Source organism: Proteinivorax tanatarense (genome assembly GCF_040267685.1).
GTDB lineage: Bacteria > Bacillota > Proteinivoracia > Proteinivoracales > Proteinivoracaceae > Proteinivorax > Proteinivorax tanatarense.
Genome location: NZ_CP158367.1, coordinates 320,804 through 335,291 on the forward strand (window position 1 = coordinate 320,804; position 14,488 = coordinate 335,291).

Below are 14,488 nucleotides of genomic sequence, written 5' to 3' on the forward strand. Positions count from 1 at the left end.
CTACATACTTAGGCGAAAGTAGACCTTTTGCTTTTCTTCTTTTACTAAAGTTCGCATTGTCCGCTCAGAAATCAGACACTTACCAGGACGTTCTGCCTTTAATCTCTCATGTATTTTCTTGGCAGTATGTCGGTATTTCTTCTTTTTATCCTTATCTTCTTCTAGTATTTCTCTGACATAAGGTCTGATCAAGTCCGATTTTGTAGGACCGGATTTTTTCTTAGGCTTTACATTAAAATCTTCTTTTTCTAAGTATTTTTTAATTGTGCGATAATTATGACCAGTGCGTCTTTCTATTTCAGAATAACTTAGGCCTTTCTCAAAATACATTTTTCGTATATAATCTAATTGAGTAATTGTCAGCACATCCTTTCCCCCTTTTAAGTTGTGGTCACTTAAAAGGATATATTGATTGGATTGTACTGGCAATTACTTTTTGTATTTTTGACGGCCGTTTATTGTATTTTTACTTTACCATAAACAATTATTATACCAACAGATACAACAAAGGCTAACCACACAAAGTCCCCACATATCAGCCGTTCAAGAGCAGTTCCCACGCTACTACGGCCAAGAACAAACTATAAAACAAGGATAGTGCAAGGGGTATTTAAGGTCCTAATAACTGATGTATACCAAAGAAGATGCAGCATCACAGGGGAAAAACCTTGCCAGTGCTAGAAGCAGCTCACATAAACCATATAGCTTAAAAGGCCCCCATGAAGTAATACCATAGAAGTCAGCAAAAGAAAATTTGTTATAATTTTTCAAGGGGTATTCATCCCTTCTTATTAATCGAATCTATGTTTTGATTACTTTATAAATCGATAAATGCGGGGGTCCTTTTTAAACTAAAAATATAAAGCTTTTATAACAGGCGATGTATAGTTTAAATCGCTTAAAACCAGTATTAATGGGAGGGAGTTTGTATGATTTTTTATTTAGATGAATGTTTTAACACAGGTAATAATTGGAATGACAAAAGTCAACCATACTTTACTTATGGGGGGTGGATAATTTCTGAAGATAATCTAGAAAAAGCTAATTCTATAGTTAAAAGTTTTGCGGAAAAGCATCAAGGTGAGCTGAAGTCTAAAAGTTTTGCATCTCATAAAGGAATAAAAAAAGTGATTAATTTATCAAAAGAGTTAATGTCAAAGAGTAATGCTGTTCCATATTTTGTGTGCTTTGAGAAAAATTACTTGATAGCTTGCAAAGTAGTAGAATTATTTTTTGATTGTCAGACTAATTGTAAAGTGAATGGCTACCTTACTTTTCCTAATGAATTTGAATATTTTAAAATAATAAGTAATACAGAAGGTATTAATGTATCGTATGAAAATGCAAAGAAATATTTACCGCCAATCAAAATGACTAAAAAAGCCTTGGCTGATATAATAAGTACAGATCAAAGATTGTGTACTTACATTGGAGATATTATTAATGATGAAAATATTCATAGTGAATGTATTTACAATATAATAGAGAAGCTTGAATCACTTTTCTATAAACAAGGCTTTGAACAAATATCTAACATTTTTAAAATTGAGAATTTCGACGCGAAAAAAATATACGAAGAATTAATCGGGGAAGAATTGAAAGATACCACGGGAATAAAGGTTTCAAAAAAATCTATTTTGGTACAACCATCCCTGTATGAAATGATACAGAATTTAAGAAATCATTATAGAAATTTAAGACTTGTGGTAGACACATTGGGAATACAAGACAGTCAGTTTGCGGAAATAAGTGAGCGTCTTGAAGTGCCGATAGAAGTTGTAGAGGAATCAGAAAATGAATTCATGATATTGGCTTCAGATTTATTAGTAGGGCATGTTGCTAGATTAGTTAAGAATATTATAGATAATTCCAACTTTGTTGGAGAATCTGATATTGAACTATTGAAAAGTACTATTACAGAAAAAAATAGTGTTTTTGAACATCAATCTTCAATATGGCATTTAAAATTTTCCGAGAAAAGTGGAAAAAAAATTCTTGAAAAGTTAGGGTATCAACTTAATGATAATGGTACTAATCAGATACTTAAAGACAGCTTCCACTTGTTCAGAAAGTAGGATGGATACAAGAATGAGCCAAGGGGACAGGAACCTTGTCCCAAATTTTATAAACATATCCATTAACTTTTATATCTTATATAACAACGCAAAACTTATGATACTTCAAAGCCATATGGACGATCACTATACCAACAAGCACAACAAAGGCTGACTACACAAAGTTCCCACCTATCAGCTGTTCAAGAGCAGTCCCCACGCTACTACGGTAAAGAACAAACTATAAAACTAAGAATAGGGCAAGGAGCATTAAAACAAAACATAGGGGTCTACCATGGAAATAGAAGATAGGCCCCTAAGAATATATATAAATTCTTTGATAAAGGGGTCTGATTCTTTAAAAAATTGAGTCACCCCCCTTTAAATTATAATATAAACTGATATAATGATAACCAAACGAGGGTGTGGCTCGCGGGGTCAGTTGCTCAGAAATGAGTTAACTCAGGCCTGAAATGCCGCCCTCGTTTTTGTTGTGTCCGTAACGTTGACCGGGATGATGCCGTCCTTATGGGAAGTGCAAAATATTGGGGTCAGGCTTTTGATATTTCAATACTTGACCTCCCTTTATTAATTATAATAGACTTTATTGATAAATAGAGGAGTTTAACCCCTAATATCGAAATATGTGCTAGGACGGATTTTCATGAGCGTTGTGGCAAGTTTAGATGAGATTGTGGAAGCTATGGAGTTGCAAAGTGATGATGATAGTCCATATTTAAGTTAAAAACGGGAGAAGTTGTGGTGTTATCTGCTGAAGATATTAGGTATGCAGAAGACGAAGTAGATACTGAAACACTGCCAGATTGGCAAAAAGATAGTGTTGAGATAGCACAAGAAGTTATAAAAGATGAAGAGGAAAACTACATTCCATTGCCGTAGAAGTCAGTTATTAAACTCAATACAGAAAAGAGGAGCCTTCAGAAGATTTAAGGATGATATAATACGGTTTGGTATTGCAGATAAATGGTGTAAATATAAAGAAGAAGCTTTAAAAGATATAGCAATACAGTGGTGTAAAAGCCACAATGTTAAGTATAATTAGTTATTTTGGACAAGTGTTAAAAAAATAATATGCAAAACATTGAGGTCAGGCTTTTGATATTTCAATACTACTAATCCCACCTTAATTTTAGGGTGGGTTTTGTTGATAAAAAAAGGAATCTTCAAACAAATGTTGAAACGTTCACATAGCACTGTATTAAGAGTTAAGGGTGATCTTATGGCAATAAAACCTAGAGTATAACATCCTAGGAGACAATCTCCGGGGCAGGCCTGCAATATTGCAATTCTTCGTTATTATATAGAATGTTGCTGCCCAAGCGGCCATCCCATACCCTCGCTTTTTAAGAAAGTTTTAACTAGTGCTAAATATACAGGATTTCATTAAATATAAGAAGAATATGAAGGATATAATGTCTCATGATTAAAAATCTGGGAGGAAAATCGCATGAGTAAAAAAACTATGTGTTTTATTTTTTTGCTTATATTAGCACTATTTATTTCTGGATGTAACGGGGGCAAAGAAGATGAAATAAATTGGCAGGTGTATGCTAACGAATATTACGAGGTAAAATATCCTGAAGGCTGGGATGTAATCGCCTTCAACAATAGTGTTACTTTTTCCAAAGGCGAAGCTAATGATATATGGGATGTTAGTGTAAAACCAGTTGGTGTTGATGGGAAAGAGGGTTTTCATGAGGATATTAAGAAATCTAAAGAGGAATCTGAAAAAGCAGGCGATGTAATTGAAGAGATTTTGGAAACTGAAATAGGGGGACAGCCTGCGTACAAGGTGAAGGTCACCAATTCTGAATTTGAGGCAAAAGGTTATTTTATATCTATTTATAAAAATAACGTAGCATTTGATTTTGCGTTTACTGCCATGGAAGAGGATTATTATGATGACATTAACTATATAGAAGAAATGGTAGATTCCTTAAAAATAAAAGAATTTGCCACCTATCACGGTGACATTAAGGAATTTATAGCGGAAAATGGTAAAGCAATTGATACTTACAATTTAAATGATTTTTCAGCTTTTAATCTTTTATATGATGATTTAGAAGAAAATACAATATTTCTAACAGGAGAGCACCATGGAGTTGCCGACAACAGTGTGTTGGATTTGAAATTTTTAAATTATTTAGTAAAAGAGGCTGGGGTAAAGTATTACTTGGCAGAGACCTCGTTTAGTAACGCTCAGCTAATCAATAGGTACTTAAAAACAGGGGATGAAAGTTTTTTGGACGAACTATTCGAATCTCAAGTTGGAACTTTTGCAGGAAATGAAAATGAGTTTAATAAATGGAAAGAGCTGTATAAGCTTAACAAAACTTTACCCAAAGAGGACAGAATAAAGGTAGTTGGTGTTGACATAGAGCACCAGTTTGAAAATGGTGTTAGATACATGTACTCTTTGATAGATAAAGAAAATGTGCCAAGTGAGATAGAGTCAGAGATTAATGAGTTAATAGACATATATGAAAGTGAAAGGTATGATTATTGGTCTGTGCACAGAACTATTAGTAATATTAGAGAGAGTTTAAACTCTAAAAAAGATATATATGAAGAATTTTTAGGAGAAGAGTTATTTGAATTTAAACTTGTTAATGAAAACATCTATACTTTGCGTAGATTTAATGACACTGAGGGGGCAAAACCTCCGGGTCAGGCCTGAAATATTGCAATATGTAGTAGGAAGGTTATTAGTGAAAGCTTTAGTCTTATTAATAGCTCGTTGGCTACATCATTTACCTACTTTGACAGAAGTAATTGGATTCCAGTTCCAATAAATTTCCAAAGCATGATTGGGTTGGAAATCAATATTTCCAAGGAATAAGCATATAGGCAACTTAGAGATTTAAGTGCCCAAGGTAAGGACTGGGGCGGCACTAACCTACCAAAGAACTGTCTAAAAAAAACGTGAATTTAGTAAGAAAGTGGGGGATTGTATGAGTAATAAAAAAGTACGCCGGTGGTTTCAGAATGCTCTTGGTTTCCTTTTAGTAATAGGTTTAATAGTTGTTTTCATATACTTATTAGTTTTAATATGGAGTTCTTTTAAGGGTCTTCAGAAAGAAGTGGCTGCAGCAATAGTAGCGGCCGTTGCAACCATTTTAGTTTCAGTTTTCTCTATAGTAATAGCTAAGCTTTTTGAAAGAAAGCGTGCAATCGAACAAGAATTACGTGAAAAGAAAATTCCTATGTATGAAGAGTTTATTAAATTTTGGTTCAAGGTACTGATGTCTGAAAAGACGGAAGCCAAACAGTTATCCGAAAAAAATATGGTAGTTTTTTTTAGTGAATTTACTGAAAAGCTTATGGTTTGGGGCTCAGATGAAGTTGTAAAAAAATGGTCTAATTATAGACGCCTCTATGTCAGTGATAAATTAAAGAGTGATTCAGTTAATGCCATGTTTGAGTTCGAAAGGCTCTTAATGGCAATACGTAAAGATATGGGTCATAAAAATAAAGATATTAAGAAGGGGGAACTGTTAGGCTTGTTCATTAATGATATTGATAAGTATGTTGAAAAACCCCATAAAATAAGACGAGGGAATGAGCAGGGTGTAACTGGCAAGTAGAATTGGATTAACTTTGGCAAATAATTTTCCCTAGAGATTTTTACAGCTACTTTTTAGATTTTTCTCCAAAAAATGAGTCTCTGTGTGCTAATCTATAACTTTTTTCTGACATATGAATAACTCGCATCTATGGTTGATTCTATCCCTCATGTTGAGAACAGACACCATAGGTTCTGATAAATTTACAAGACTACTTTCAAATAGTATAGTTAATAGATTTTAAAATGGGAGGTTGGATATATGGATAAAACAGAAATTGTAAATAAAATAATTCGCAATAAAAATCTATCTTTAGAACAACATCATAAGGAACAGATAGGCAAACTAAAGTGGGAGTATGCGGATGTCTTATACTCATTTCGTGGAGTTTATACATTAGGAATAAATGTATACTATAAAGATAAAGTAGAATGTTGTGGTTTAACAATACGACCCAAAAAAAGAACGAATGACTATCAAAGGGTATACAGCGCAAAATTTATTAAGGAGAATTATTCAGACTTTAGTGAACTTAATAACCTTGGCAAGTTAGAAGATTTTATTAAAGTATATAATGAAATAGGGAATATTATACCTATTTGGCCAGGAGGAAATATGCATAAAGGCATGAGTCAGTGTTATGACATTCCAGATATTTACTTTAATAAGAGCACAATAAAAAGATATTCACTTCACTTTTTTAATTCATTTAAATATAAGAATTCTTTTTTAGAGGAGGTTTTACAAGGTAAATATAGCAAGATAGAAACTAAAGGTTATCTTAATTTTGACAAAGAAGAGTATAAAAGTTTTTTGGTACATATTATTAAGGTGATTAGGTATAGAACTGACTGTATTGAGAAATGGTTAAAGAGGAAATAATAATAAACCTCCGTGTCTAATGGCGCTAACAGTTTAACTGAACTTAATGAACAAGTTTATAAATACAGAAAGACAAGTCGTTTATCTGATCCAGACCCTCATATAGGCGGCATTATTCTATCTAGCCAATTTGCTTTGGCGAAAGTAATTGGATTCCAGTTCCAAAAAACTGGAGTAAAGATATAGTACAAGGTAAAACTTACGACACTTCAGAGCCTCACGGATGATCTCTATACCAACAAGTACAACAAAGACTGACTAGACAAAGTGGTTAAAGATAAAGGGTACATGTTACTAAATGTTAATAACCTAAAGTTTGCCCGTTTTAAAGTGCAAAACATTGGGGTCAGGCTTTTGATATTTCAATACTTGACCTCCCTTTATTTATTATAATAGACTTTATTGATAAATAGAGGAGTTTAACCCCTAATATCGAAATATGTAGGTAATTGCAAAATGCGTTAATTAAAAAAGAATAGAGCAACCGAAAATATGTAAAAATGTATTTTAAGAAGAATCAGGTGCGAAAATAAGCAGTCTATGCTACAAGGTTTTTAATTGACATAGGTGCTGATGTGTTGTTCGCTCTATGCAGAACAGTTAACGCAGTAAGCTGCGTAATAGCCGCTAATAATATATCAGCTTTTAAAGTCTTGGTATTATAAAGCTTAGAGGATCTAAGAGACATAGAGTGTTTAAGCTGGGCAATAGCTCTTTCACATATTGTTCTAACCTTATATAAGTTACTCCATTTCTCAGAGTCTCTGGGGATAGCACAATTAAGTCTATAGTTTTTGTGTATAGGCACATAAGTTACACGACCATAAGAGGAAGAAGTACAAGGGTTTTGACAATCTAAAGTGCTTTTTTGCTTACCATTTACTCTTTTTTTTTTAGATTTAGGACACTTAAATTTAACCCTATCAGCCCTTCCTTTTTCTCTGGCAACACCATCATAATTCATTTTTAATGAACTATCGTGAGGGCATGTAGGGGTGCCATCATCTGTAAAGCCTGAAGATGGCAAGTCAGATTTACGCCTTTGGTTTAAAGGAATAATTGGGATCATATTCTTATCGCAATAAAGATAGCGATAATTATCGTAAGAGTCAAAACCAGCATCTCCAAGAAAGTACTTGTACTTTAAAAGAGGGTGCTTTTTGAAAAAGTTTTCTAAAACGGGAATAAGAGTTTTAGAATCATACTCATCTTTTAATTCAGGAGAAATGGTTTCTAAGTCTAAATCATAAAAATCTATATGTCTAACAATGCCAAGCCCGTTAGTAACAACGTTTGTTTTAAGATAATAGCCAAAGTGTCCGTTTAAATGAGATAGCTTAAACTCGTTATTAGCAGACGCCATTTTAGGCATCTTACTTGCGGCAAGAGAATGAGGGTTAACAGAGTTTTCAATTTTAGCATACTTTTTTGCACTGGTTAGAAGCGTTTCATAAAACTTAGGGTTATTTTCTTTAACAAAGGCCTCAAACCCCGTGGTATCAGAGATTAAGATGTCAGCTAGATCATCATTGATATCATGACATAAAGCCTCAGTATCATCCACTAAATTATGAAACATCTGCTCAATGTGTGGTAGAAAATTCTGTTTAAAACGAGTGAATTGAGCTGGATCAGGCAACTTATCGTCAAACCCACAAAAATCTCTTAACTCTTTGGAAAGAGCTAGAATGTTTAGAAGAGTTTTAGTGTGGGGTAATGAGAGAATCTTTTGCAAGATTAAAGCAGATATCATAGACGACAAAGAATAGTCTCTATTTCTACCTAACGATGAATAGTAAGCATCATAAAACGAAGCCGGGATGATTTCATCCACTTCTAAGAAATCGCTAAATAGCTCAATTAAGGTAGGTTGCTTAGATTTTAACAGCTCATCAAATTCTTGGTTAAAGTTAGCAAAAGAAATTTGTTTGTATTTTTTCATTGGATATTCCTCCTTTCATATAATCAAATGCGTATTTTGATTACTATATAAATTCGATAAAAAGTGGGGGGATTCCTTTGAGATTATTAATATAAAAGCTTTTATATCAGGCATTGTGAAGTTTTGCAATCGCCTAATCGAAATATGTGCTAGGAGGGATTTTCATGAGCGTTGTGGCAAGTTTAGATGAGATTGTGGAAGCTATGGAGTTGCAAAGTGATGATGATAGTCCATATTTAAGTTTGAAAACGGGAGAAGTTGTGGTGTTATCTGCTGAAGATATTAGACATGCAGAAAATGAAGAAGGTATTGCAACACTGCCAGATTGGCAAAAAGATAGTGTTGAGATAGCACAAGAAGTTATAAAAGATGAAGAGGAAAACTACATTCCATTGCCGTCTGAGTTTGTAATACACGAGTATAGCATAATGGAAGCTTTTTGCTATAACCAAGAAGTGAACATAAGAAATCAGTTATTAAACTCAATACAGGGCAGAGGAGCCTTCAGAAGATTTAAGGATGATATAATACGGTTTGGTATTGCAGATAAATGGTATAAATATAAAGAAGAAGCTTTAAAAGATATAGCAATACAGTGGTGTAAAAGCCACAATATAAAGTATAATTAGTTATTTTGGACAAGGTGTTTAAACCTTGTCCATTTTTTTATTATTAATTGCGTTGAAATGTATTTGCTGCTATAAAAGACTTATAGATCCAGGGATAGGGAATAAACCCCAGATCCTTCGCTAAAGCTCAGGATTATAATCCAGAGCGATGATGTTATAACCCAACGAGGTTTGGGTTCTTATGAGAGCATACAAACAATTAAGGTGGAGCCAAATAGACTAAAATAAATCTTTTTTAGTTGTCGCAAGAACAGATGTTTGATAGAATTATACTAAATATAAAATAAAGGGGAGAGGCATATGCCAAATGAAACAAACATGCTAATCTACCAGACAGAAGACGGGAGTACAAAAATTGATGCCAGGTTGGATAATGGCAATGTGTGGATGACTCAAAGAGCAATTGCTCAGCTATATCAAACTACAACTCAAAATATTACTATACATATTATCAAAATATTAGAAATATTAAACGAAAAAACTTGTTCTAAGAAATTTGTTATAGAGAGAGAAGAAGGGGGAAGGGTAGTACAAAGGAATGTGCTTCACTATGATTTAGATGTGATATTTAATATTGCCTTGAAAGGTCAGTACTTTGAAGAATTTAATGGGCTTATGACTTTTATAAATGAAAAAGGGATTAAAAAAGAGTACATAACATATATACCCAAAAAAGAGAGAGAGTTTGGCCAAATGCTAAGAGGGATACTAGAAGGCGTAGTGGAAATTTATGAGCAGTTTAGGGTAGCAAGTAAATATATTATTGATTTTTACGTTCCTGAGGCTCATCTAGCAATTGAGTATGATGAAAGTCACCATTTTAAGCAAGTAGAAGAATAAAATGCAAAACATTGGGGTCAGGCTTTTGATATTTCAATACTTGACCTCCCTTTATTTATTATAATAGACTTTATTGATAAATAGAGGAGTTTAACCCCTAATATCGAAATATGTGCTAGGAGGGATTTTCATGAGCGTTGTGGCAAGTTTAGATGAGATTGTGGAAGCTATGGAGTTGCAAAGTGATGATGATAGTCCATATTTAAGTTTGAAAACGGGAGAAGTTGTGGTGTTATCTGCTGAAGATATTAGACATGCAGAAAATGAAGAAGGTATTGAAACACTGCCAGATTGGCAAAAAGATAGTGTTAAGATAGCAAAAGAAGTTATAGAAGATGAAGAGAAAAACTATATTCCATTGCCGTCTGAGTTTGTAATACACGAGTATAGCATAATGGAAGCTTTTTGTTATAACCAAGAAGTGAACATAAGAAATCAGTTATTAAACTCAATATAGGGCAGAGGAGCCTTCAGAAGATTTAAGGATGATATAATACGGTTTGGTATTGCAGATAAATGGTATAAATATAAAGAAGAAGCTTTAAAAGATATAGCAATACAGTGGTGTAAAAGCCACAATGTTAAGTATAATTAGTTATTTTGCAGATGCTGAATACGATCTTCTAGAAAAATATGTTAGAGCACTTAATACAAATGAGGCAACAGATCCTAAGTATAACAAGACAGTAGAACTTTTAAGAGAAAAGAATTGGATAGAGCGGGGAACAATAATTTTTTCTCAATATTTCGATACAGCTAAATGGGTAGCAGAGAAACTATCTAATGACTTTAGCGGGGAATGTATAGGATTATATGCAGGGGGAGAAAAGTCTGGGCTCTTTGAAGATGGTATCTTTAAAAAAAAAGATAAAGAAGTTTTAAAGGCTATGGTAAAAAATAGAGAACTAAGAATTTTAGTAGGTACAGACTCCGCCAGCGAAGGGCTAAACTTACAAACACTGGGCTGCCCAATTAACCTTGACTTACCCTGGAACCCAACTAGGCTAGAACAAAGAAAAGGGAGAATCCAAAGAATTGGTCAAATGTACGATACAGCACAAATTTTTAATATGAGATATGAAGATTCAGTAGAGGATAGAGTACATAGTCTACTTTCATCTCGACTAAAGAACATCTTCAGTGTGTCCGGACAGCTGCCAGATGTCTTAGAAGATGCTTGGATAAATATAGCAGTTGGAGAAAAAGCTCTAGAGATAATAGACAACGTCCCAGAAAAGCACCCATTTGAAAATAGATACAACAAAGGAGTAAAACACATAGACTGGGAAAGCTGCTCTGAAGTATTGGACAAAAAAGAGAAAAGAAAATACTTGGCTAGAGGTTGGTAGCTATATAAAGTAGTTTAAGAATAATCTTAGACTACTCTTTTTAAAAAAGTTATATCCAGTCACTTGGTATTTAACAGTAGCATTTTAAAATTATCAGAGAAGACTTTTTAGAATATAAAAAAACTTAAGACACAACGAATAGTGGTGTCTTAAGGCTGTTGACATTTTATTAACAGCTAATACATTTTAACTTAAATTTATTTTCCAATGGGTATTGAATCCCATAGTTTTAAGAATTTCACATATATTAACTGATATAAATTTATTCTCATACTTATTGAAAAGGTTTTCTAAGTTCTTTAATAATGACTTATATTCATTTTTTGGGGTTACTAACTTTAAAAAGGCAATAATTGAAAAAAGATTTCCTGTACTAATAGTTTTTTCTCTTAATTTTATGGAACGTGCAATATCGGCATATTTAGAAGGCTTATGTAACTTAAAGTTATATAGACGTTCTTCATGTGCGCATACATTTCTAAACAAGGTTGCAGTTTTTAGGATATTGGTTAGCATACTAGGAGTAAAATGGATTTTCGTTCTATGCTCACGCTGGAAGCAATGTGAAAATTCCTTGGCAATATCGTTTTGTATTTTATCATCAAGACATTCATAAAAATTTTGTATATTTCCTAGTGTTAAATACTTAACCAAGACCCACAATGGAACCCCATCATGGTTATCTAAATAATGTTTAATAGGGTTGTTTTTGCTAGATTGCTTAGAGATGACATTGGTTATAACAGAAATCAATTGTAAAATTTGTTTAAGTTTTTTTGGGTCTCTAGAATAACTTAACATATTTAAGTAGGCGTTCGATTCAGTGTATGTTTTTGAAAAGTGATATGAAAGCTTAGATTTTATGCTGCTTTCGAATTTTAATAACTCTTTAAGTACAATGCTCCTAAGATCTCGATCGAAACAATATAGAGAATAAATCTCCTCGATAGACGCTTTTTCTTTATATGACTCAGGAGTAATAGGGGTGCCATTTTCGTGTTTTTGTAAGAACAGATCTTTATAACCGTTAATAAGCGCATAATAATTTTCTTTTTCTAAAATCCTCATAGCTCTTGAACCATTCTGAACAGTCAAGCCTCTACTTCTAAGAATCCTTAGCTGCTGCCTATAGGTTTTGAAAGGTTTCAAAATAATCACCTCATAAAAAAAGGCCCAGTCCTCGTAAGGAGCATGAGCCGGATCGTTAACTTAATTATAATATATTACATGATGAACGTCAATATGTAGTATAACCCTAAATTTTAAAAAAATCATACTTAAATTTTACAGTCCAATAATAGTCCCTTTTAGTTTACAATCCACTACCCTGTCTTTGATCCATTATTAGAGTAGTTATCTAAGTATGACTGGATTTGTTGACAACAGAGTGTTATCATCTCATTGTTTAAACGTTTTTTGCCTTGGGAGAAAAACCTCCGGGTCAGGCCTGCAATATTGCAATTCTCGCCGCTCCATAGCTTGTGAGCAAAAATTACGACACTTCAAAGCCATATGACGATCACTATACCAACAAATACAACAAAGGCTGACTACACAAAGTCCCCACATATCAGCTGTTCAAGAGTATTCCCCACAAAGCTACTACGGCAAAGAACAAGTTATAAAACCAAGAATAGGGCAAGGGGCATTAAGGTCCTAATAACTGATGCATACCAAAGAAGATGCAGCATCACAGGAGAAAAAACTTTGCCAGTGTAGAAGCAGCTCACATAAGACCATATAAAAGAAGACTTCGGAAACGGCAAAGAATACTACACATACCACGGCCAAAAGCTATCAATACTACCAAAAACAAAAGAACACCAGGAGGTAACTACCTTCAATGGCATAATGAGAATGTTTACTTGGGCTAACAAATGCCCGATGTTTGCAAATGGGGACGGTGACTTTTTTTACTCATTATTTGTATAAAACACCAGTGTTTTAAGTGGTGAGATTTCGGCAAGTAAAAACAAAAGTTAAACATACAACTGAGTAAAAAATATAAGAAGGTTGTGGCAACAGCTATAGGTATACCAGACAGGAATGATTCATAATAATAACTCTATTAAAAGGAAATCAACTTCAAAAGTAGAATGATAAAAGTAAGACCTCGCAACGGCTTTAAATCATCCTAAAACAATTGGAGTGATGTAAAAAATGGGGAAGATATCGGAAAAGCACCTAGACTATTCTTTACAATGTAGCAGAGCTACTTTGGAGATGGAGGAGTTATATCCATCTAAAGAAAATGATGAGGTATGCTATAAGATAGCAGCTGGGGATTTGAATCAGCAACAAGCTATTGATGGGATAGTTAATTCTATGAAATTAGATAAAAGTCAAGGGGTTGAGCAGGAAGTTAGTTCATATTCTAAGTACTGCTATGAAGGATCTTTGGTGCTAATTAACAACTTCAATATTCGCAGTAAAGATAAGCTACTAAAGGCCGAGGGTGAGTTAGCTAGAATACGAGAGTTTGCTTTAAAGCTGGCTCCAAAACCTGGTCAGTTTGACCTTCCACATTTACAAGAAATTCACAAGTTTTTGTTTCAGGATATCTACCCTTTTGCCGGAAAGTTGAGGCAGGAGAATATAAGCAAAGGCAACTCTATATTCCTTCCAGTAGAACAGTTTCAAAATGGGATTCCTTACTTTTTTCAATACCTTAACAAAAGAATTGCCAAACCTGATGGCCTTAAATTAGATGACCTTGCAGCAAAGCTTGCGTACTATATGTCGGAGCTAAACTTTATACACCCCTTTAGAGAGGGCAACGGCCGCACGCAACGAGAATTCATTCGCTGCCTAGCTCTCAAATACGGCTACACAATAAATTGGGCTAGCGTTGGCAAACTCAAATTAAAAGAAGCGACGATAAAAGCTTTTGATGACCCTAATGATCTACTGGATTTAGCTGGGTGTATTAAAGAAGGGATTAATATTTACTCCTTTTTGTAGAAAGAATTGTCTTCTATGATAAATCTAGATTAGAATGGTTATTAATTTTGTTGTATTGAAAGGATTGAAAAAAATAAAGAGTTTATTATATAATATAAAATAAAAAAAAATAATAACTTTGGGCAGGGTGTAGTCGGTAATTCCTAATCGACATTATAAATTTAGGGATAGGTTAAACCATAAACTTGTATGGTTGTTAATTCCTAACACAAGTGTCGCTTGTTCCAATATTAAGCGACTAATAAAT

The 14,488-nt window shown here is 33.6% G+C and carries 15 protein-coding genes; 12 read left to right on the forward strand and 3 right to left on the reverse strand.

Annotated elements, in window-relative coordinates; translation table 11 throughout:
- Window positions 1–366: a hypothetical protein gene (locus PRVXT_RS01670; protein ID WP_350343968.1), complete on the reverse strand. Its 366-nt coding sequence runs from the start codon at window positions 364–366 to the stop codon at window positions 1–3.
- Window positions 367–929: 563 nt separating this feature from the next.
- Between PRVXT_RS01670 and PRVXT_RS01675 the strand changes: the two genes are divergently transcribed.
- The 7 genes from PRVXT_RS01675 to PRVXT_RS01705 all read left to right on the forward strand — a co-directional run bounded on the left by PRVXT_RS01675 (window position 930) and on the right by PRVXT_RS01705 (window position 6,706).
- The gene (locus PRVXT_RS01675) at window positions 930–2,075 is read left to right on the forward strand and encodes a DUF3800 domain-containing protein (protein WP_350343969.1); all 1,146 of its coding nucleotides are present in this window, start codon (window positions 930–932) and stop codon (window positions 2,073–2,075) included.
- Between the two features lie 741 nt (window positions 2,076–2,816).
- The gene (locus PRVXT_RS01680) at window positions 2,817–2,954 is read left to right on the forward strand and encodes a hypothetical protein (protein ID WP_350343970.1); all 138 of its coding nucleotides are present in this window, start codon (window positions 2,817–2,819) and stop codon (window positions 2,952–2,954) included.
- Window positions 2,923–3,117: a UPF0158 family protein gene (locus PRVXT_RS01685; protein WP_350343971.1), complete on the forward strand. Its 195-nt coding sequence runs from the start codon at window positions 2,923–2,925 to the stop codon at window positions 3,115–3,117. Before PRVXT_RS01680 ends, PRVXT_RS01685 begins: the two co-directional genes overlap by 32 nt.
- A gap of 405 nt (window positions 3,118–3,522) precedes the next feature.
- The gene (locus tag PRVXT_RS01690; protein WP_350343972.1) at window positions 3,523–4,752 is read left to right on the forward strand and encodes a hypothetical protein; all 1,230 of its coding nucleotides are present in this window, start codon (window positions 3,523–3,525) and stop codon (window positions 4,750–4,752) included.
- Window positions 4,753–5,026: 274 nt separating this feature from the next.
- Window positions 5,027–5,659 carry a hypothetical protein gene (locus tag PRVXT_RS01695; RefSeq protein WP_350343973.1) on the forward strand — a complete coding sequence of 211 codons (633 nt, stop codon included), beginning with the start codon at window positions 5,027–5,029 and terminating at the stop codon, window positions 5,657–5,659.
- A 240-nt stretch (window positions 5,660–5,899) separates the two neighbouring features.
- Window positions 5,900–6,520 (forward strand): hypothetical protein, encoded by a 621-nt coding sequence (locus PRVXT_RS01700; RefSeq protein ID WP_350343974.1) that lies wholly within the window; start codon window positions 5,900–5,902, stop codon window positions 6,518–6,520.
- A 12-nt stretch (window positions 6,521–6,532) separates the two neighbouring features.
- The gene (locus PRVXT_RS01705) at window positions 6,533–6,706 is read left to right on the forward strand and encodes a hypothetical protein (protein WP_350343975.1); all 174 of its coding nucleotides are present in this window, start codon (window positions 6,533–6,535) and stop codon (window positions 6,704–6,706) included.
- A gap of 352 nt (window positions 6,707–7,058) precedes the next feature.
- Here the strand turns inward: PRVXT_RS01705 and PRVXT_RS01710 are convergent, their stop codons facing one another.
- On the reverse strand, window positions 7,059–8,462 hold the full coding sequence (locus PRVXT_RS01710) for a transposase (protein ID WP_350343976.1): 1,404 nt from the start codon (window positions 8,460–8,462) through the stop codon (window positions 7,059–7,061).
- Between the two features lie 164 nt (window positions 8,463–8,626).
- Here PRVXT_RS01710 and PRVXT_RS01715 point away from each other — a divergent pair, with 164 nt between their 5' ends.
- From PRVXT_RS01715 to PRVXT_RS01730, 4 genes are all read left to right on the forward strand, one after another.
- On the forward strand, window positions 8,627–9,091 hold the full coding sequence (locus PRVXT_RS01715) for a UPF0158 family protein (protein WP_350343977.1): 465 nt from the start codon (window positions 8,627–8,629) through the stop codon (window positions 9,089–9,091).
- A gap of 300 nt (window positions 9,092–9,391) precedes the next feature.
- Window positions 9,392–9,931, forward strand: a complete 540-nt coding sequence (locus tag PRVXT_RS01720) for a hypothetical protein (RefSeq protein WP_350343978.1) — start codon at window positions 9,392–9,394, stop codon at window positions 9,929–9,931.
- A 130-nt stretch (window positions 9,932–10,061) separates the two neighbouring features.
- Window positions 10,062–10,388: a hypothetical protein gene (locus PRVXT_RS01725; protein WP_350343979.1), complete on the forward strand. Its 327-nt coding sequence runs from the start codon at window positions 10,062–10,064 to the stop codon at window positions 10,386–10,388.
- Between the two features lie 121 nt (window positions 10,389–10,509).
- Entirely contained in the window at window positions 10,510–11,280 is a 771-nt protein-coding gene (locus PRVXT_RS01730; RefSeq protein WP_350343980.1) for a helicase-related protein, read from the forward strand.
- Window positions 11,281–11,466: 186 nt separating this feature from the next.
- Here the strand turns inward: PRVXT_RS01730 and PRVXT_RS01735 are convergent, their stop codons facing one another.
- The gene (locus PRVXT_RS01735) at window positions 11,467–12,429 is read right to left on the reverse strand and encodes an Abi family protein (protein ID WP_350343981.1); all 963 of its coding nucleotides are present in this window, start codon (window positions 12,427–12,429) and stop codon (window positions 11,467–11,469) included.
- 1,011 nt (window positions 12,430–13,440) lie between these two features.
- On the opposite strand from PRVXT_RS01735, the gene PRVXT_RS01740 reads away from it, so the two are divergent.
- Window positions 13,441–14,241 carry a Fic/DOC family protein gene (locus PRVXT_RS01740; RefSeq protein ID WP_350343982.1) on the forward strand — a complete coding sequence of 267 codons (801 nt, stop codon included), beginning with the start codon at window positions 13,441–13,443 and terminating at the stop codon, window positions 14,239–14,241.
- Window positions 14,242–14,488: the final 247 nt, after the last annotated feature.